We start from the raw sequence: 16,742 nt of genomic DNA on the forward strand, positions 1-16,742 counted from the left end.
GCATGTCGACATGCAAGTCGTGGGCCAGCTTGAACTTAATCATCGTTGCCCTAAGCTCTTGCCCATGAAAGCCTACCGAGCGTCCATCCTGCGTTTTGCCGACGACCAGTCTCCCGTGTTCGAGGCCGATGGCCTGCTGGTCGTGGGGCCGGACGCGAAAGGTCGGTCGGTCGTGCGCGCCGTGGGCGACCACGCCGCGCTGATCGACCGTTTCCCCGGTGTGGCGGTGGAAGACCTGCGCGGCAGGATCATTGCGCCGGGATTCGTGGACATGCACATCCATTACCCGCAGACCGACGTGATCGGCGCGCCCGCCGCCGGCCTGCTGCCCTGGCTGGAGAACTACACCTTTCCTCACGAATCGCGCTTTCACGATGCCGGGCACGCCGGCGAGGTGGCGGGTTTCTTTTTTGACGAGCTGGCCCGCCATGGCGTGACCACCGCGCTGACCTTTGCCACCTCGCACCCGGCGTCGGTGAACGCGGCGTTTGAAGAAGCGCAGCGCCGCGGCCTGCGCTTCATCACCGGCAAGGTGCTGCAGGACCGCCACAGCCCGGACGGTGTGCGCGACGACACCGGTCAGAGCCTGATCGACACCGAGGCGCTGATCCAGCGCTGGCACGGCGTGGACCGCCTGGGCTACGCGATCACGCCGCGCTTCGCACCCACCAGCACGCCCGCGCAGTTGCGCGGCGCCGGCGAACTGGCCGCGAAGTACCCCGATGTGTGGATCCAGTCGCATGTGGCGGAAAACCTCGATGAAGTGCGCTGGGCGGCCGAGCTGTTTCCACAGTCGCGCAGCTACCTGGGCGTCTACGGCGACTTCGGCCTGCTGCGCGAGCGCGCGGTGTACGCGCACTGCATCCACCTCGACGCCGCCGACCGTGCCCTCATGGCGCAGACCGGCGCGGTGGCCGCGGTGAGCCCGACCAGCAACCTGTTTCTGGGCAGCGGCTTCTTCGACTTTGCGGCGGCCGACGCCGCCGGCATGGGCCACGGCCTGGCCAGCGACGTGGGCGGCGGCACCAGCTTCTCACCGTTCCACACCATGCTCGCGGCCTACGTCGTGGGCCGCGAGGGCCAGAGCAAGGTGGGCCTGAGCCTCACACCGGGCCAGCTCTGGTGGCAGCACACGGCGGGTGCGGCGAAAGCCCTCGGTCTGGACGGTGTGGTGGGCAACCTGCAGCCCGGCAACGAGGCCGACTTCGTGGTGCTCGATCCAAAAGCCACGCCGCTGCTGGCGCGCAAGACCGCGCAGGCTGGCCATCTTGATGAGCTGCTGTTCGCACTCATCGTGCTGGGCGACGACCGGGTGATCGAACGCACGGTGATCGCCGGCCAGTAAAGCAACGCAAAACCCAAGAGGCATCAAGGGTCCGGCTGCGCCGGCCCCAGATGCCGTCCCCCCTCCCAGCGCCGAAGGCGCGCCAGAGAGGGGGGAAGCCGCGTCAGCGGCGCAGGGGGGAGTGCCGAACCCGCGTCAGCGGCGCAGGGGGGAGCTCTCAGTTATAGGTGAGGTCGCGGGCTTTGCCCCAAAAGACGCGGTATATGAAGATCGTGTACGCAATGATCACCGGCAGCGTGACGGCCACGCCGATGAAGATCACGGTGAGCGCCTCGGTGCCGATCGCCGCCTCCCACACCGTCATGCGGCCGATCACGATGTCGGGGTAGATGCTGTACGACAGTCCGAAGAAGGCCAGCACGAAGATCAGCACGGTGGACACGAACACCACCCAGCCGTAACCGGCCTTCACCGCCTCGGGGTGGGTGACCACCCAGCGGACCGCAAAGAATGCCATGGCGCAACTCAGCGGCACCGGCATCAGCGCGAACACCTCGGGCACACCGAACCATTTCTCCACCACCGCCGGGTTCACCAGCGGCGTGGCGGCCGAGATGGCCAGCAGGGCAGCGCCCATGGGCCAGAGCACGCGCCGCGCCCAGCGCACCGCGCGCAACTGCAGATCGCCATCGGTCTTCATGATCAGCCAGCCCGCGCCCAGCAGGATGTAGGCGGCCGGCAGCGTCACGGCGATGCCCAGGCTGAAAGCCAGGCCGAGCCAGCCTGGCTCGAAGCCGGTGATGTAGCTGCCCAGCATCCAGCCCTGAGCGCTGCTGGCGAGCAGGGAACCGGCGAAGAAGGCCTTGTTCCAGAAGTCCTTGTATTGCAGCGGCGCCTTGACCCGGAAGTCGAACGCCACACCGCGCAGGATCAGGCCGATCAGCATCACGGCCACCGGGAGGTAGAGCGCGGTGAGCACCAGGCTGTGGGCAAACGGAAACGCCACCAGCAGCACGCCCACGCCGAGCACCAGCCAGGTTTCGTTGGCGTCCCAGAACGGGCCGATGCTGGCGATCATGGTGTCCTTCTGGCTTTCACTGGCCAGCGGCAGCAGCAGACCGACACCCAGGTCGTAGCCGTCCAGCACCACATAGGCCAGCAGGGCCAGGCCCATCACGGCAAGGAAGATGAGGGGGAGGAGTTCAGCCCAGGTCATGAATCGTGCTTCCGTTTTGATTCGGTCAAACGCCAGCCTTGCCCAGCGCGGCGCTGTTGCCCCGCACAGGGGCATGTTTGAACGGGTTCTCCGCCATGTACTTGAGCACGCCGATGTAGGTGACCAGCAGCAGGCCATAGACGATCAGGTAGGCCGTGAGGGTGAGCGCGATCATGGGGGGCGCGATGTCGGTGGCGATCTCGCTGGTGCGCAGCAGCCCGTAGACCATGAAGGGCTGACGACCGATCTCGGTGACGTACCAGCCCGAGAGCGTGGCCACCCAGCCCGAGAACGTCATGCCCGCGAGCACCCACAGCAGCGGCTTGGGCAGGCGAACCTTGCCGTCGACCATCTGGCGGCGCTTGCGCCACAGCTGCCAGGCAGCGAACCACGCCACTGCCAGCATCAGGGTGCCCATGCCGACCATCACGCGGAAGGCCCAGAACACGGGTGCCACCGGCGGGTGCGCTCCCTTGAAGTCGTTGATGCCCTGGATCTCTGCGTCGAGGTCGTGCGCCAGGATCAGGCTGGCGAGCTTGGGAATCTGGATGGCGAAGTGGGTCTTGCCCGCCTCTTCGTCCGGAATGCCGAACAGCGTGAGCGGCGCGCCCTTCTGGGTGTCCCAGATGCCCTCCATGGCCGCGACCTTGGCGGGCTGGTGTTCCAGCGTGTTCAGGCCGTGCAGGTCACCGGCGACGAACTGGATCGGGATCACCAGCGCTGCGGCCACCAGCGCCGTGCGCATGGCCTTGTGGGTGCCGGCGGTGGCGCTGCCCTTGATGAGTTGCCAGGCGCACAGGCCGGCGATCAGGAACGACGCGGTGAGGGCCGAGGCCAGCAGCTTGTGGGCCAGACGGTAGGGAAACGAAGGGTTGAACACCACGGCCATCCAGTCGGTGGCGAAGAACTGGCCGTTGACGATCTCGTAACCGGCGGGGGTCTGCAGCCACGAATTCAGGCTCAGGATCCAGAACGCCGACATGGTCGTGCCCAGCGCCACCAGGAAGGTGGCGGCGAGGTGGACGCGCTCCGACACCCGCCCGCGGCCGAACAGCATGATGCCGAGGAAGCTGGCCTCCAGGAAGAACGCGGTCAGCACCTCATAGCCCAGCAGGGGGCCCGAGATGTTGCCGGTCTTCTCCATGAAGCCCGGCCAGTTGGTGCCGAACTGGAAGCTCATCACGATGCCCGAGACCACGCCGAGTGCGAAGGTCAGCGCGAACACCTTGGTCCAGAAGTAGTACGCCTCTTCCCACGCCGGGTCGCGTGTCTTGATGAAGCGCAGCCGGAAGAACAGCAGGAACCAGCACATCGCGATCGTGATGGTCGGGAACAGGATGTGAAAACTGATGTTGGCGGCGAACTGGATGCGGGACAGGATCAGGGCGTCCATGGCGGGTCTTTGGTGCGGGTGGATCGATCGGTGGGTGGCTCAGGCGGCGTGGTCGAGCGGGTCTTTCGGGGGCGTCTTGCGCGCCGGCGACTTGCCAGTGAGGCGGTCCTTGAACTCGAGCACCCGGGTCACGGTGGTTCCCATGCCCATGAGCTGCATGGCGGTCTCGGGCGCCAGTTTCTGCACGTCGTCGAACCAGGTCATGAGGCGGTCGATCAGGTCGTGCATCTCGCGCATGCGGGCCTGCGCATGGCGCTCGGCGTCGGTCGTGGGGGTGTCGAGCAGGGCGGTGCGCAACATCGAGAGCGTGGGCTCCACCTCGCGGCGGCGGCGCTCTTCGGCCAGCACGCGGAAGATCTCCCACACGTCGGCCGGGGCTTCGAAGTACTCGCGCCGGTCGCCCGGCTGGTGGCGCAGGCGCACCAGACGCCAGGCCTGCAGTTCCTTGAGGCCCATGCTCACGTTCGAGCGCGAGAACTCCAGCGTCTCGGCGATGTCGTCGGCGTTGAGCGCCTGGGGCGAGATGTAGAGCAGGGCGTAGATCTGGCCGACGGTGCGGTTGATGCCCCATTTGCTGCCCATTTCCCCGAAGTGGGCAACGAACTCGCGGTTGAGGGGTGGGAGGTGGTCTTGCAGTGGCATGGGCGTGACTGTACCGGCGACGGCTTGAGTTTTCAGTAATTACTGAAATGCCGGAAAGTACATGGGGTCATCCCGGTGCGCCGGTCCGTCGGGGCCGGAGCCTGAATCCCTACAATCGCGCACCATGAGCATCAAAAGCGACAAATGGATCCGCCGCATGGCCGAAGAACACGGCCTGATTTCACCCTTCGAGCCCGGCCAGGTGCGCTCGGTGGACGGCAAGAAGGTCATCAGCTATGGCACCAGCAGCTACGGCTACGACATCCGCTGCGCACCCGAATTCAAGGTGTTCACCAACATCCACAGCACGGTGGTGGACCCGAAGAACTTCGACGAGAACAGCTTTGTCGACATCAACAAGGATGTCTGCGTGATTCCGCCGAACAGCTTCGCGCTGGCGCGCACCATGGAGTACTTCCGCATCCCGCGCAACGTGCTCACCATCTGCCTGGGCAAAAGCACCTACGCGCGCTGCGGCATCATCGTCAACGTGACGCCCTTCGAGCCCGAATGGGAAGGCTACGTGACGCTCGAGTTCAGCAACACCACGCCGCTGCCGGCCAAGATCTACGCCGGTGAGGGTTGTGCCCAGGTGTTGTTCTTCGAGAGCGACAAGGACGACGTCTGCGAGGTCAGCTACAAGGACCGTGGCGGCAAGTACCAGGGACAGACCGGGGTGACCCTTCCCAAGGCTTAGGCAAGAGTCCCCCCGCCGCGCTTCGCGCGACCTCCTCAGGGGGCAACACCTGCGGTCCGGCAAAGCCGGTTCCGCGGTGTTCTGGACTGTCGTTCCACCGCCGGTAGCTTGACTTGCATCAAAGCCTTGTGGGGAGTGGACCGATAGCATCGGTCGCCATGTCCAGCAGTCCTGTCTTTCCCGCTTTCCCCGACCCCATCCCCGCCAGTCAACCCCTGCCGCACCGCAAGGTGATCCGCAGCTGGCTCGCCCCCATCGTCGAACGCCGCACCGCGCGCGCCATCGCCTTGCTGGTGCTCGACTGGGCGGTGTTTGCCGCGCTCATGGTGGGCACGGTGCTGCTGTCGGCCTGGTGGGCCAAGCTGCTGTGTGGCCTGGCGGCCGGCTTCATGATCGGGCGCCTCTTCATCATCGGCCACGATGCCTGCCACCAGAGCTACACGCCGCACCGCGGACTCAACCGCGCGCTCGGGCGCCTCGCCATGCTGCCTTCGCTCACGCCGTACAGCCTGTGGGAAGTGGGGCACAACGTGGTGCACCACGGCTACACCAACCTCAAGGGGGTGGACTTCGTCTGGGCACCCCTGACCCGCGCGGAGTTCGATGCGCTGGGTCCCGGGCAGCGCCGGCTCGAGCGGCTCTACCGCAGCGGCTGGGGACCCGCGGCCTACTACCTGATCGAGATGTGGTGGAAGCGCATGTTCTTTCCACGCAAGACCTACCTGGGCACGCGGCGCGCCGAATTTGTCCGGGACGGTGTGATCGTGATCGCCACCGCCGCGGTGTGGATCGGCTCCCTGGTGGCTGCGGCCCTGGCCACCGGCCAGTCCGTCGCCTTGCTCGTGGGCCTGGGCTTTGTGGTGCCCTTCCTGTTCTGGAACGCCATGATCGGCTTCGTGGTCTACGTGCACCACACGCACACCGCCGTGCAGTGGCACGACGACAAGGCCGCCTGGGCGCGCGCCGCGCCCTTTGTGTCAACGACCGTGCACCTGACCTTCCCGATGCGCGTCGGTGCGCTGCTGCACCACATCATGGAGCACACCGCGCACCACGTGGACATGAGCATCCCGCTCTACAAGCTCGAAGGCGCGCAGCAGTTGCTGGAAACCACCTTGCCCGGCCGCATCACCGTGCAGCGGTTCTCGTGGCGCTGGTATTTCGACACCGCGCGTCGCTGCAAGCTCTACGACTTCGAGCGCCGCTGCTGGACCGACTTCAAGGGACGCCAGACCAGCCCCCGCCACACGGCCATCGCCTGAGCGCCGGCGGCCCGGATAATGGGCCGCGCAGCGACTCCCGCTGCGCAGGAGACGCAGCATGAAATGGGAAAACAACCGGGCGTCCGACCAGGTCGAGGACCGACGCTCGAGCCCTGGGCGGGGCCTCGGCGGTGGCGGCGGACGCAAGCTCGGGCTGGGGACCATCGCGGTGGCGCTGGTGGCCGGCTGGATCTTCGGCATCAATCCCATGACCATCCTGGGCGCGCTCAGCGGTGGCGACCTGGCGCCGGCTGCCCAGGTGGAAAGCCGCCAGGGCCCGGCCCAGGCCCCGACCGACGACATGGGCCGTTTCGTGGCCTCGGTGCTCGGTGGCACCGAAGACGTGTGGGGCCCCATGTTCCAGCAGGCCGGATCGACCTACCAGAAGCCGCGCCTGGTGCTGTTTCGCGGCGCCACGCCCACGGCCTGTGGCACCGGTGAATCGGCGATGGGACCGTTTTACTGCCCTGGCGACCAGAAGGTCTACATCGACCTGGGCTTTTACGACACCCTTCGCACCCAGCTGGGCGCGCCGGGCGACTTCGCGCAGGCCTATGTGATCGCCCACGAGGTGGGCCACCACGTGCAGAACCTGCTCGGCATCACCGGCAAGATGGACGAAATGCGCGGCCGGGTCAGCCAGCGCGAGTTCAACGCCATGTCGGTGCGTGTCGAGTTGCAGGCCGACTGTTTTGCCGGCATCTGGGCGCACCACAACCAGAAGACCGGCAACATCCTGGAGCCGGGCGACGTGGAAGAGGCGCTGAACGCGGCCGCCGCCATCGGCGACGACGCCCTGCAGCGCAAGAGCCAGGGCCAGGTGGTGCCCGACAGCTTCACCCACGGCACCAGCGAGCAGCGCCAACGCTGGTTCAACAGCGGTTTGAAGACAGGCAGTGTCCAAGCCTGTGACACCTTCAAGACGGCAGCACTCTGAGTGACGATCCGGCCGAGTTGGGCGAAAAACGGTCAAAGTGCGACAATAACGGGCTAACTTTGATGCCCATGACCCAATCCTTTTCCGAACTGTCCCTCTCTCCCGCCATCGAGCGTGCCGTGGCCGAAATGGGCTACGAGACCATGACGCCGATCCAGGCGCAGGCGATTCCCGTGGTGCTGCAGGGCCGTGACGTGATGGGCGCCGCCCAGACCGGCACCGGCAAAACCGCGGCCTTCACACTGCCCCTGCTGCAGCGCATGATGAAGCACGAGAACGCGTCCACCTCGCCCGCACGCCACCCGGTGCGCGCACTGGTGCTGCTGCCCACGCGCGAACTCGCCGACCAGGTGGCCGAGCAGGTCAAGCTCTACGCCAAGTACACCCAGCTGCGAAGCATGGTCGTGTTCGGCGGCATGGACATGAAGCCGCAGACCGCCGAGCTGAAAAAGGGCGTCGAGGTGCTGGTGGCCACGCCCGGGCGCCTGCTCGACCACATCGAAGCCAAGAACTGTGTGCTCAACCAGGTCGAATACGTGGTGCTGGACGAGGCCGACCGCATGCTCGACATCGGCTTTCTGCCCGACCTGCAGCGCATCCTGTCGTACCTGCCCAAACAGCGCACCACGCTGCTGTTCTCGGCCACCTTCTCCAGCGAGATCAAGCGCCTGGCCGGCAGCTACCTGCAGGACCCGGTGACGATCGAAGTGGCGCGCTCCAACGCCACCGCTTCCACGGTCGAGCAGCACTTCTACAGCGTGGACGACGACGACAAGCGCAGCGTGCTCAAGAAGATCCTTGCCGAGCGCGGCCTCAAGCAGGCCTTTGTGTTCGTCAACAGCAAACTGGGCTGCGCGCGTCTGGCCAGGTCGCTCGAGCGCGAGGGTCTCAACACCACCGCCCTGCACGGCGACAAGAGCCAGGATGAACGCCTCAAAGCCCTGGAAGCCTTCAAGAGCGGTGCGGTGGACCTGCTGGTGTGCACCGACGTGGCCGCGCGCGGTCTCGACATCAAGGACGTGCCGGCGGTGTTCAACTTCGACATCCCGTTCAACGCCGAAGACTACGTGCACCGCATTGGCCGAACCGGGCGCGCTGGCGCGTCGGGCCTGGCGGTGTCGTTCGTGAGCGCACGCGACGCGCGCCTGATGGGCGACCTGGAAAAGCTGCTTGGCAAGAAGCTGGAGCTCGAAGCGCTGGAGCTCGAGGCGGACAAACGCCCGGCCGGTCGGTTCAACGACGGCCAGCGTGCGTGGCAGGCGGCGGAAGGTGCCGACGAGCGCCGCGATTCCCGCGAGGTCCGCGAGGTCCGCGAATCGCGCGAGAGCCGCCCGCCGCGCGATCGCGAGGTGCGCAGCGAAGCCCGCGCCGGTGCAGCCACCCGCCCGGTGCGTGCACCGCGCGCCCCGGCCGACCCGCTGTTCGACAAGCCCTACGAGCCCAGCGCCAGCGGAGAAACACCGCCGTCGTGGGAGGCCTCGTCGCGCCCCACCGCACGCACCGTCTCGCCCAACATCAAGTCGCGCAAGAAGGTGCCCGCGCTCTTCAAGAGCGCACCCGTGCCCATGGTGGCAGAGCCGTCACCTGAGCCGGTGCCTGCACCGGTGCAGGAAGACTGAGCCTTGCCCTGTGCGGCTGGCCCGCGCGATCAGCCGGTCTTGCCGGGCTTCAACGCCTGCGTGCAGCGCACGGCGATGCGCTCCACCTCGCCGGCAGATCCCAGCATGCGCGCAGCGGTCAGGCAGCCACCCCACACACAGCCGGTGTCCAGCGGCAAAACACCTTCGCGCTGCACACCGCGCAGCGTCGACCAGTGGCCAAACGCCACCGGCACGCCGGCCGTGCGCCGGCCCGGCACGTCGAACCACGGCATGAAGCCGGGCGGTGCGCCGTCGGCACCCTCGGTGGTGGCGAATTCCATCACGCCCTGCGCGGTGCAGAAACGCAGCCGCGTGAACGCGTTGACCACCACCCGCAGGCGGTCGGCCCCGCGCAAGGATTCGCTCCAGAAGGCGGGTTCGTTGCCGTACATCTGCTTCAGGAATGACGTCCAGTCGGCGCTGCGCAGCGCCGACTCGAGTTCGCGGGCGCGTGCCATCGTGTCGGCCAGGTCCCACTGCGGCAGCACGCCGGCGTGCACCATCAACCAGCCGTGTTCGAACAGCGCCACCGGGCGCTGGCGCAGCCAGTCGAGCAAGGCATCGCGGTCGGGTGCATCGAGGATGTCGCCCACGGTGTCGTTGCGGTGCGGCTTGCGCACACCATGGGCGGCGGCCAGCAGGTGCAGGTCGTGGTTGCCGAGCAGGCAGTGCGCCGCGCCTTCGAGCGCGATGAGCCGGCGCAGGACCTGCAGGGAAGCCGGTCCCCGGTTGACCAGATCCCCCAGCAGGTACAGCGTGTCGCGGCTGGGGGAGAACGCGATTTCATCCAGCAAACGGCCCAGGGCTTCGTCACAGCCCTGGACATCCCCGATCATGTAGAGTGACATCGCCCGATTATGGACATCCTCCTCATTGTTTTTCTCACGCTGCTCAATGGCGCTTTCGCCATGTCCGAGCTGGCGCTGGCCTCCAGCCGCAAGGCCCGTCTCGCGGCGATGGCCGAGGTGGGAGACAAGGGCTCCATCACGGCTCTGAAGCTGCTCGAGAACCCCACGCAGTTCCTCTCGTCGGTGCAGGTCGGCATCACCTCCATCGGCATGCTCAACGGCATCGTGGGCGAGGCCGCGTTCAGCGGTGACCTGGGGCTGTGGATGGAGGCCAAGGGCCTCACCGAGGCCACGGCCAACGTTCTCTCCACCGCCGTGGTGGTGGTGACCATCACCTTCATCACCATCGTGTTCGGCGAACTCGTGCCCAAGCGCATCGGCCAGCTGTATCCCGAAGCGGTGTCGCGCTGGGTCTCGCGCCCCATGACTTTCGTGGCGACGGCGGCCAAGCCCTTTGTGTGGCTGCTCACGCAGACCACGCAAGGCATGCTCAAGCTGCTGCGCATCGACACCAACGCGGTGCAGCACGTGACCGAAGAAGAGATCAACGCCAGCCTCGAGGAAGGTGTTGACGCCGGCATCATCGAAGAGCACGAGCACCAGATGGTGCGCAATGTGTTCCTGCTCGATGACCGCCAGCTCACCTCCATCATGGTGCCGCGCTCCGAGATCCAGTGGCTCGACGCGCAGGACAGCATCGACGAGGCGGTGCAGCGCGCCTGGACCACCGGTCACTCGTGGTACCCGGTGTGTCGCGGCGGGCTGGACGACGTGGTCGGCGTGATCCACCTGCCGCGCATGCTGGCGCTGCAGGCCGAAGACAACAACGAAGCCCTGATGCGCCATGCGCAGCCCGCGGTGTTCGTCCCTGAAACCCTCAGCGGCATGGAGCTGCTGGAACAGTTTCGCGCGCGCGCCACCCGCATGGTGTTCGTGGTCGACGAATACGGCGTGGTGCAAGGCCTGCTCACGCCGCTGGACATGCTCGAGGCCATCACCGGCGAGCTCTCCCCGCACACCGCACTGGACGCCTGGGCCACGCAACGCGAAGACGGCGCGTGGCTGATCGACGGTGCCATGCCGGTGGCCGAACTCAAGTCGCGCCTGGACATCGACGAGCTGCCCGACGAGGACAAGGGCCGCTACAACACCGTGGCCGGTCTCATGCAGACGGTGGCCGGGGACATGCTGGCGCAGGCCGACAGCGTGGAATGCGCGGGCTGGCGCTTCGAGGTGCTGGTGCTGGACGGCCGGCGCATCGACCAGGTGCTGATCTCGCGCCTGCCGCCAGCCGACCTCGCGGCGCCAACCGACGGCTGACCGGTCTTGATCGGGCGACCGGTCGCGATGCAGCCGACGTCAGTTAAGCATTTCTTAACTGACCTGCCAGCAGGTTTGAATTTACCTTAGTCGACGTCGTTCCTACAGTCGGGTTGTGTTTGACAACCGACCCCAGGAGACCACGTGACCGACACCACCAACAGCATCATCACCGATGCCAAAAAACGCTACAGCGCCGGCGTGCTCAAGTACCGCCAGATGGGCTACTGGCAGCCCGACTACGAAATCAAGGAAACCGACACGCTGTGCCTGTTCCGCATCACGCCGCAGGACGGCGTGGACCCGGTGGAAGCGGCCGCCGCGGTGGCCGGTGAATCGAGCACCGCGACCTGGACCGTGGTGTGGACCGATCGCCTGACGGCCTGCGACAGCTACCGCGCCAAGGCCTACAAGGTCGAGCCGGTGCCCGGGCGCCCGGGTGAGTATTTCGCCTGGGTCGCCTACGACCTGATCCTGTTCGAGGAAGGCTCGATCGCCAACATGACGGCCAGCCTGATCGGCAACGTGTTCAGCTTCAAACCGCTGAAGGCCGCGCGCCTGGAAGACATCCGGGTGCCGGTGGCCTACGTCAAGACCTTCAAGGGCCCGCCCACCGGCCTGGTGGTCGAGCGCGAGCGCCTGGACAAGTTCGGTCGTCCGCTGCTGGGCGCCACCACCAAACCCAAGCTGGGCCTGTCGGGCCGCAACTACGGGCGCGTGGTGTACGAGGGCCTCAAGGGCGGCCTGGACTTCATGAAGGACGACGAGAACATCAACTCGCAGCCCTTCATGCACTGGCGCGACCGTTTCCTGTACGTGATGGACGCGGTCAACAAGGCCAGCGCAGCCACGGGTGAGGTCAAGGGCAGCTACCTCAACGTGACGGCCGGCACGATGGAGGAGATGTACCGCCGCGCCGACTTCGCCAAGGAACTCGGCAGCGTGATCGTGATGGTTGACCTGGTGATCGGCTACACCGCGATCCAGAGCATGGCCGAGTGGTGCCGCGCCAACGACATGATCATGCACATGCACCGCGCCGGTCATGGCACCTACACGCGCCAGAAGAACCACGGCGTGAGCTTCCGCGTGATCGCCAAATGGCTGCGCCTGGCGGGCTGCGACCACCTGCACACCGGTACCGCGGTCGGCAAGCTCGAGGGCGATCCGATGACGGTGCAGGGCTACTACAACGTCTGCCGCGACAGCTACACCAAAACCGATCTGCAGCGCGGCCTGTTCTTCGACCAGGACTGGGCCGACCTGAAGAAGGTGATGCCGGTGGCCTCGGGCGGCATTCACGCCGGCCAGATGCACCAGCTGATCGACCTCTTCGGCGACGACGTGGTGTTGCAGTTCGGTGGCGGCACCATCGGCCACCCGCAGGGCATCCAGGCCGGCGCCGTGGCCAACCGCGTGGCGCTCGAATGCATGGTCAAGGCGCGCAACGAGGGCAAGAACATCCTCGAAGAAGGCCCGAGCATCCTGCGCAAGGCGGCTGAAGGCTGCAGCCCGCTGAAGGCCGCGCTCGACACCTGGGGCGAGATCAGCTTCAACTACACCAGCACCGACACGTCGGACTACGCCGTCACGCCATCTGTGGCGTGAACGAAAGCACCCCCTGCCCCGCTGCGCGGCTTCCCCCTCTCTCGCCTTCGGCGGGAGGGGGACGGCACCTGGGACCGGCGCAGCCGGATCCTCGGTGCCTCTGGATGAGCGCCACCTCACGCCAACGTCTTTGACCTGTTTTCCGGAGCTACCCACCATGATGACCAACCCCACCGGCCGCCTCACGCAAGGCCAGTTCAGCTTTTTGCCCGACCTCACCGATGCCGAGATCGCGATGCAGATCGAGTACGGCCTGAAGAAGGGCTATGCCTGGAGCGTCGAATACACCGACGACCCGCACCCGCGCAACACCTACTGGGAGATGTTCGGCAACCCGATGTTCGACATGAAGGACGCGGCCGGCGTGATGGTTGAACTGCACGCCTGCCGCAAGACCTTTCCGAACCACTACATCCGCATGATGGCCTTCGACTCGACGCGCAACACCGAGTCGATCGTGATGAGCTTCATCGTCAACCGGCCGGCCACCGAGCCGGGCTTCGGTCTCTCGCGCCAGGAGGTCGGGGGCCGCTCGATGCGTTACACGGTGCACAGCTACGCCACCGACACGCCCGAGAGCGAGCGCTACGGCCAGTGAGCGGTCGGGCCATGAACGCACCGAGCTACAACATCCCGGGGGCGGCGGCGCCAGCGGCGTCACCAGCGCCGACCGCGGCTGTCGGCGACAGCGGTGCGCGCACCGTCAACGAGGTGCTGGCCCAGAGCCAGGTCGAGGCGGTCATGGACGAACTGGACCGCGACCTCATCGGACTCGCGCCGGTGAAGGCGCGCATCCGCGACATCGCAGCCCTGCTGGTGGTCGACAAGCTGCGACTCAACCTGGGCCTGCAGGCCCAGACGCCGTCGCTGCACATGAGCTTCACCGGCAACCCCGGCACCGGCAAGACCACGGTGGCCATGCGCATGGCAGAAATCCTGCACCGCCTGGGCTATGTGCGAAAAGGTCATGTGGTGAGCGTCACGCGCGACGATCTGGTGGGCCAGTACATCGGCCACACGGCGCCGAAGACGAAGGAGGTGCTGAAGAAAGCCATGGGTGGCGTGCTCTTCATCGACGAGGCCTACTACCTCTACCGCCCCGAGAACGAGCGCGACTACGGCCAGGAGGCGATCGAGATCCTGCTGCAGGTGATGGAGAACCAGCGCGACGACCTGGTGGTCATCGTGGCGGGCTACAAGGACCGCATGGACACCTTCTTCAAGTCCAACCCGGGCCTGTCCTCGCGCATCGCGCACCACCTCGACTTTCCGGACTACGGTCAGGGCGAGCTGCTCGACATCGCCGACCGCATGCTCGGCACCATGAACTACCGCTTCGGTGACGGTGCGCGCGAGGTGTTCGAGCGCTACCTGCAGCGCCGCATACCGCTGCCGCACTTCGCGAACGCGCGCAGCGTGCGCAACGCGCTCGACCGCGCGCGGTTGCGCCAGGCCAGCCGCCTGTTTGTCGACCGCGACCGCGAACTCACCCGCGACGACCTCACCACCCTGATGCCGGCCGACATCCTGGCCAGCCGGCTGTTCAGCGCGGCAGACCCCGGCTGAAGCCGGGCAGGGCGCTGCCCGGGCGCCATCGCATCACCCCGGCTCGATGCGCCACCAGGGTGGCAACAGGGCGCGCACCTCGGGGCGGGTGAAACGGTCGTCCATCAGCACCACCACGCCGTGGTCGTCGGGTCCGCGGATCACGCGCCCGGCGGCCTGCACCACTTTCTGCAGGCCCGGGAACAGGTAGGCGTGGTCGTAGCCGCGGCCGCCACCCGCCTGCAACCGCGCCCGCAGCGCTTCGTTCAGCGGGTTCACCTGCGGCAGGCCCAGTGTGGCGATGAAGGCGCCGATCAGCCGCCGGCCCGGCAGGTCGATGCCCTCGCCAAAGGCGCCGCCCAGCACGGCAAAGCCGATGCCCTGGCTGTGCGCGGTGAAGCGCGCGATGAAGGCGTCACGATCGGCCTCGGCCATGCCGCGCGACTGCGACCAGACGGCAATGTCCGGGTGGCTCAAGCCCAGCCGCGCGAGCACCTGCTGCAGGTAGTCGAAGCTGCTGAAGAAAGCGAGGTAGTTGCCCGGCTGCGCGTGGTACTGCGCCGCCATCACGGCGACCACCGCGTCCAGCGAGGCGGCACGGTCGTTGAAGCGGGTCGAGAGGTGCGGCATGACCTGCACCTTGAGTTGCGCCGGGTCGAACGGCGAAGGCACGTCCAGCCGCGCCACGTCGCTCGGCAGGCCGAGCAGCCGGATCGTGTGGTCCATGGGGCTGAGCGTGGCCGAAAACAGCGTGGCGCTGTGCGCGGCCTGCCAGCGCGGCACCAGGTGGGGCGCCGGCACCAGGTTGCGGATGGCCAGCCGGGCGCGCGCCGCGCGGGCCCGGACGGCCGCGCCGGCCTGGGTGATCTCCACCAGCGAGTGATCGCCGAACACCTCGGCCACGCGCACAAAGTGCAGCACCTCGAACAGCCAGGCCTGCACGCGCGCATCGGGTGCGCCGGCGTCCTGCGCCAGGTGCTCCGACAGGTCGGCGGCGTGGCGCTGCAGCGCACCCACCAGACCGTCGGGGAGCTCGTTCAACAGCAACTGCGCGCCCGCCGCGGGGCGGGCCAGCGTGCCCCAGAAACGGTGCAGGCGGTCCAGCGAGGCTTTCAGGCCCGCCGGTGCTGCCTTGCGCAACGCGGCGAGCGACAGCGGATCGAGCTCGGCGCTGTACATCAGGCGCGTGCGTTCGATCAGGTTGTGCGCCTCGTCGAGCAGCAGCCCGACCCGCCAGGGCTCGCCCACGGTCAACGCCCAGGCGTGCGCGCCGAGATCGAAGAAATGGTTGAAGTCGCCCACCACCACGTCGCTCCAGCGCAGCATGTCCTGCCCCAGGTAGTAGGGACACACGCCGTGCTTCAGTGCCACGCTGCGCAGGCTTGCGCGGTCCAGCCAGGCCGACTGCGCAGCCTCCTCGCGGGCCTGCGGCAGCCGGTCGTAGAAGCCCTGCGCCAGCGGGCAGGACTCGCCGTGGCAGGCCTTGTCGGGGTGTTCGCAGGCTTTCTCGCGCGCCACCCGCTCCAGCACCCGCAGGCGCGCGGTGCCGTCCTGCGGCTGCAAGTGCCGCAGGGCGTCGAGGGCGAGCTGGCGACCGGGCGTTTTGGCGGTCAGGTAGAGCAGTTTGTCGGTGCCTTGTGCGGGCATGGCCTTGAGTGCGCCGAACAGCGTGGCCACGGTCTTGCCGATGCCGGTGGGCGCTTGCGCCAGCAGGTGCCGGCCGTGGTGGTGCGTGCGCCAGGTGGCGACCGCCAGATCGCGCTGGCCGGCGCGAAAACCGTCGAAGGGAAAGGCCAGCGCCTGCAGTTGCGCGTCGCGCGCGCGCCGGTGGGCCTGCTCGCTGCGTGCCCAGCCCAGGTAACGCGCGCACAGGGTGTTGAAGTGCTCGCGCAGTTCGTCGGCCGTCTGCCAGTTCACCAGCACGGTCTCGACCTGGGTGTCGATGTTGAAGTACACCAGCGCCACCTCGATGCGCGCCAGGCCGAGCTGTTCACACAGCATCCAGGCGTAGACACGGGCCTGGGCCAGGTGCAGGGCGCGGTGGTTCCCGCGCACCAGCGCCACGTCGCCGCGGTGGGTCTTGATCTCTTCCAGCCGCGGTGCCACCGGGTCGAAGCCGTCGGCCCGGCCCTGCACCAGCAAATCGCCGCAGCGCGAGGCCAGCGGCAGCTCGCGCTGCCAGGGCGCGGGGCGGCGCGCGGTCACGGTGTCGTGGCCGGCCACGCCATCCTGCGCGCTGGGCGAGGGCGTGAAGCGCAGGTCGAGATCACCGGCCTGGGCGGTGAAGGCGCACAGCACGCGCACGGCCACCCGCAGCCCCTCCGGCGGGTCGTCCGTTGACATCAAGGT

General features: G+C 67.3%; 14 protein-coding genes. 9 read left to right on the top strand and 5 right to left on the bottom strand.

Annotated features, from left to right (window positions below):
- The first annotated feature begins 64 nt into the window (after positions 1-64).
- Positions 65-1,345 carry a guanine deaminase gene (gene guaD, locus QUV35_RS16750; RefSeq protein ID WP_300876696.1) on the top strand — a complete coding sequence of 427 codons (1,281 nt, stop codon included), beginning with the start codon at positions 65-67 and terminating at the stop codon, positions 1,343-1,345.
- A 157-nt stretch (positions 1,346-1,502) separates the two neighbouring features.
- Here guaD and QUV35_RS16755 read toward each other — a convergent pair whose 3' ends face one another.
- Genes QUV35_RS16755 through QUV35_RS16765 form a run of 3 tightly spaced genes read right to left on the bottom strand, consistent with a single transcriptional unit; the run spans position 1,503 to position 4,536 of the window.
- Positions 1,503-2,501 (bottom strand): cytochrome d ubiquinol oxidase subunit II, encoded by a 999-nt coding sequence (locus tag QUV35_RS16755; protein ID WP_300876698.1) that lies wholly within the window; start codon positions 2,499-2,501, stop codon positions 1,503-1,505.
- A gap of 25 nt (positions 2,502-2,526) precedes the next feature.
- Positions 2,527-3,894, bottom strand: coding sequence for a cytochrome ubiquinol oxidase subunit I (locus tag QUV35_RS16760; protein WP_300876701.1), 1,368 nt, complete (start codon positions 3,892-3,894; stop codon positions 2,527-2,529).
- Between the two features lie 39 nt (positions 3,895-3,933).
- A complete protein-coding gene (locus QUV35_RS16765) occupies positions 3,934-4,536 on the bottom strand; it encodes a GbsR/MarR family transcriptional regulator (protein ID WP_300876704.1) in 603 nt (200 codons plus the stop codon).
- A 124-nt stretch (positions 4,537-4,660) separates the two neighbouring features.
- On the opposite strand from QUV35_RS16765, the gene dcd reads away from it, so the two are divergent.
- The 4 genes from dcd to QUV35_RS16785 all read left to right on the top strand — a co-directional run bounded on the left by dcd (position 4,661) and on the right by QUV35_RS16785 (position 9,051).
- Positions 4,661-5,233: a dCTP deaminase gene (gene dcd / locus QUV35_RS16770; RefSeq protein WP_300876708.1), complete on the top strand. Its 573-nt coding sequence runs from the start codon at positions 4,661-4,663 to the stop codon at positions 5,231-5,233.
- Between the two features lie 158 nt (positions 5,234-5,391).
- Positions 5,392-6,495: a fatty acid desaturase gene (locus tag QUV35_RS16775; RefSeq protein WP_300876711.1), complete on the top strand. Its 1,104-nt coding sequence runs from the start codon at positions 5,392-5,394 to the stop codon at positions 6,493-6,495.
- A gap of 58 nt (positions 6,496-6,553) precedes the next feature.
- Positions 6,554-7,432, top strand: a complete 879-nt coding sequence (locus QUV35_RS16780; RefSeq protein WP_300876714.1) for a neutral zinc metallopeptidase — start codon at positions 6,554-6,556, stop codon at positions 7,430-7,432.
- Between the two features lie 68 nt (positions 7,433-7,500).
- Entirely contained in the window at positions 7,501-9,051 is a 1,551-nt protein-coding gene (locus QUV35_RS16785) for a DEAD/DEAH box helicase (RefSeq protein ID WP_300876717.1), read from the top strand.
- 29 nt (positions 9,052-9,080) lie between these two features.
- On the opposite strand, the gene QUV35_RS16790 is transcribed toward QUV35_RS16785, so the two are convergent.
- Entirely contained in the window at positions 9,081-9,920 is an 840-nt protein-coding gene (locus QUV35_RS16790) for a symmetrical bis(5'-nucleosyl)-tetraphosphatase (RefSeq protein WP_300876720.1), read from the bottom strand.
- Between the two features lie 9 nt (positions 9,921-9,929).
- Between QUV35_RS16790 and QUV35_RS16795 the strand changes: the two genes are divergently transcribed.
- The 4 genes from QUV35_RS16795 to cbbX all read left to right on the top strand — a co-directional run bounded on the left by QUV35_RS16795 (position 9,930) and on the right by cbbX (position 14,414).
- The gene (locus QUV35_RS16795; protein ID WP_300876723.1) at positions 9,930-11,240 is read left to right on the top strand and encodes a hemolysin family protein; all 1,311 of its coding nucleotides are present in this window, start codon (positions 9,930-9,932) and stop codon (positions 11,238-11,240) included.
- A 144-nt stretch (positions 11,241-11,384) separates the two neighbouring features.
- Entirely contained in the window at positions 11,385-12,848 is a 1,464-nt protein-coding gene (locus QUV35_RS16800) for a form I ribulose bisphosphate carboxylase large subunit (RefSeq protein WP_300876725.1), read from the top strand.
- A 157-nt stretch (positions 12,849-13,005) separates the two neighbouring features.
- Complete coding sequence (locus tag QUV35_RS16805; RefSeq protein WP_300876728.1) at positions 13,006-13,446, top strand: ribulose bisphosphate carboxylase small subunit; 441 nt, start codon at positions 13,006-13,008, stop codon at positions 13,444-13,446.
- Positions 13,447-13,457: 11 nt separating this feature from the next.
- A complete protein-coding gene (gene cbbX / locus QUV35_RS16810; RefSeq protein ID WP_300876731.1) occupies positions 13,458-14,414 on the top strand; it encodes a CbbX protein in 957 nt (318 codons plus the stop codon).
- 33 nt (positions 14,415-14,447) lie between these two features.
- On the opposite strand, the gene QUV35_RS16815 is transcribed toward cbbX, so the two are convergent.
- Positions 14,448-16,736 carry an ATP-dependent DNA helicase gene (locus QUV35_RS16815; protein ID WP_300876734.1) on the bottom strand — a complete coding sequence of 763 codons (2,289 nt, stop codon included), beginning with the start codon at positions 16,734-16,736 and terminating at the stop codon, positions 14,448-14,450.
- Positions 16,737-16,742 lie beyond the last annotated feature (6 nt).

The organism is Hydrogenophaga sp. (assembly GCF_030373225.1).
Lineage (GTDB): Bacteria > Pseudomonadota > Gammaproteobacteria > Burkholderiales > Burkholderiaceae_C > Hydrogenophaga.

Bases quoted from the DNA above. Each gene is read 5' to 3' on its own strand.
- QUV35_RS16765 (WP_300876704.1), bottom strand. From the start codon at position 4,536: ATGCCACTGCAAGACCACCTCCCACCCCTCAACCGCGAGTTCGTTGCC.
- QUV35_RS16815 (WP_300876734.1), bottom strand. From the start codon at position 16,736: ATGTCAACGGACGACCCGCCGGAGGGGCTGCGGGTGGCCGTGCGCGTG.
- dcd (WP_300876708.1), top strand. From the start codon at position 4,661: ATGAGCATCAAAAGCGACAAATGGATCCGCCGCATGGCCGAAGAACAC.
- QUV35_RS16780 (WP_300876714.1), top strand. From the start codon at position 6,554: ATGAAATGGGAAAACAACCGGGCGTCCGACCAGGTCGAGGACCGACGC.
- cbbX (WP_300876731.1), top strand. From the start codon at position 13,458: ATGAACGCACCGAGCTACAACATCCCGGGGGCGGCGGCGCCAGCGGCG.
- QUV35_RS16760 (WP_300876701.1), bottom strand. From the start codon at position 3,894: ATGGACGCCCTGATCCTGTCCCGCATCCAGTTCGCCGCCAACATCAGT.
- QUV35_RS16805 (WP_300876728.1), top strand. From the start codon at position 13,006: ATGATGACCAACCCCACCGGCCGCCTCACGCAAGGCCAGTTCAGCTTT.
- guaD (WP_300876696.1), top strand. From the start codon at position 65: ATGAAAGCCTACCGAGCGTCCATCCTGCGTTTTGCCGACGACCAGTCT.
- QUV35_RS16790 (WP_300876720.1), bottom strand. From the start codon at position 9,920: ATGTCACTCTACATGATCGGGGATGTCCAGGGCTGTGACGAAGCCCTG.
- QUV35_RS16755 (WP_300876698.1), bottom strand. From the start codon at position 2,501: ATGACCTGGGCTGAACTCCTCCCCCTCATCTTCCTTGCCGTGATGGGC.
- QUV35_RS16795 (WP_300876723.1), top strand. From the start codon at position 9,930: ATGGACATCCTCCTCATTGTTTTTCTCACGCTGCTCAATGGCGCTTTC.
- QUV35_RS16785 (WP_300876717.1), top strand. From the start codon at position 7,501: ATGACCCAATCCTTTTCCGAACTGTCCCTCTCTCCCGCCATCGAGCGT.
- QUV35_RS16775 (WP_300876711.1), top strand. From the start codon at position 5,392: ATGTCCAGCAGTCCTGTCTTTCCCGCTTTCCCCGACCCCATCCCCGCC.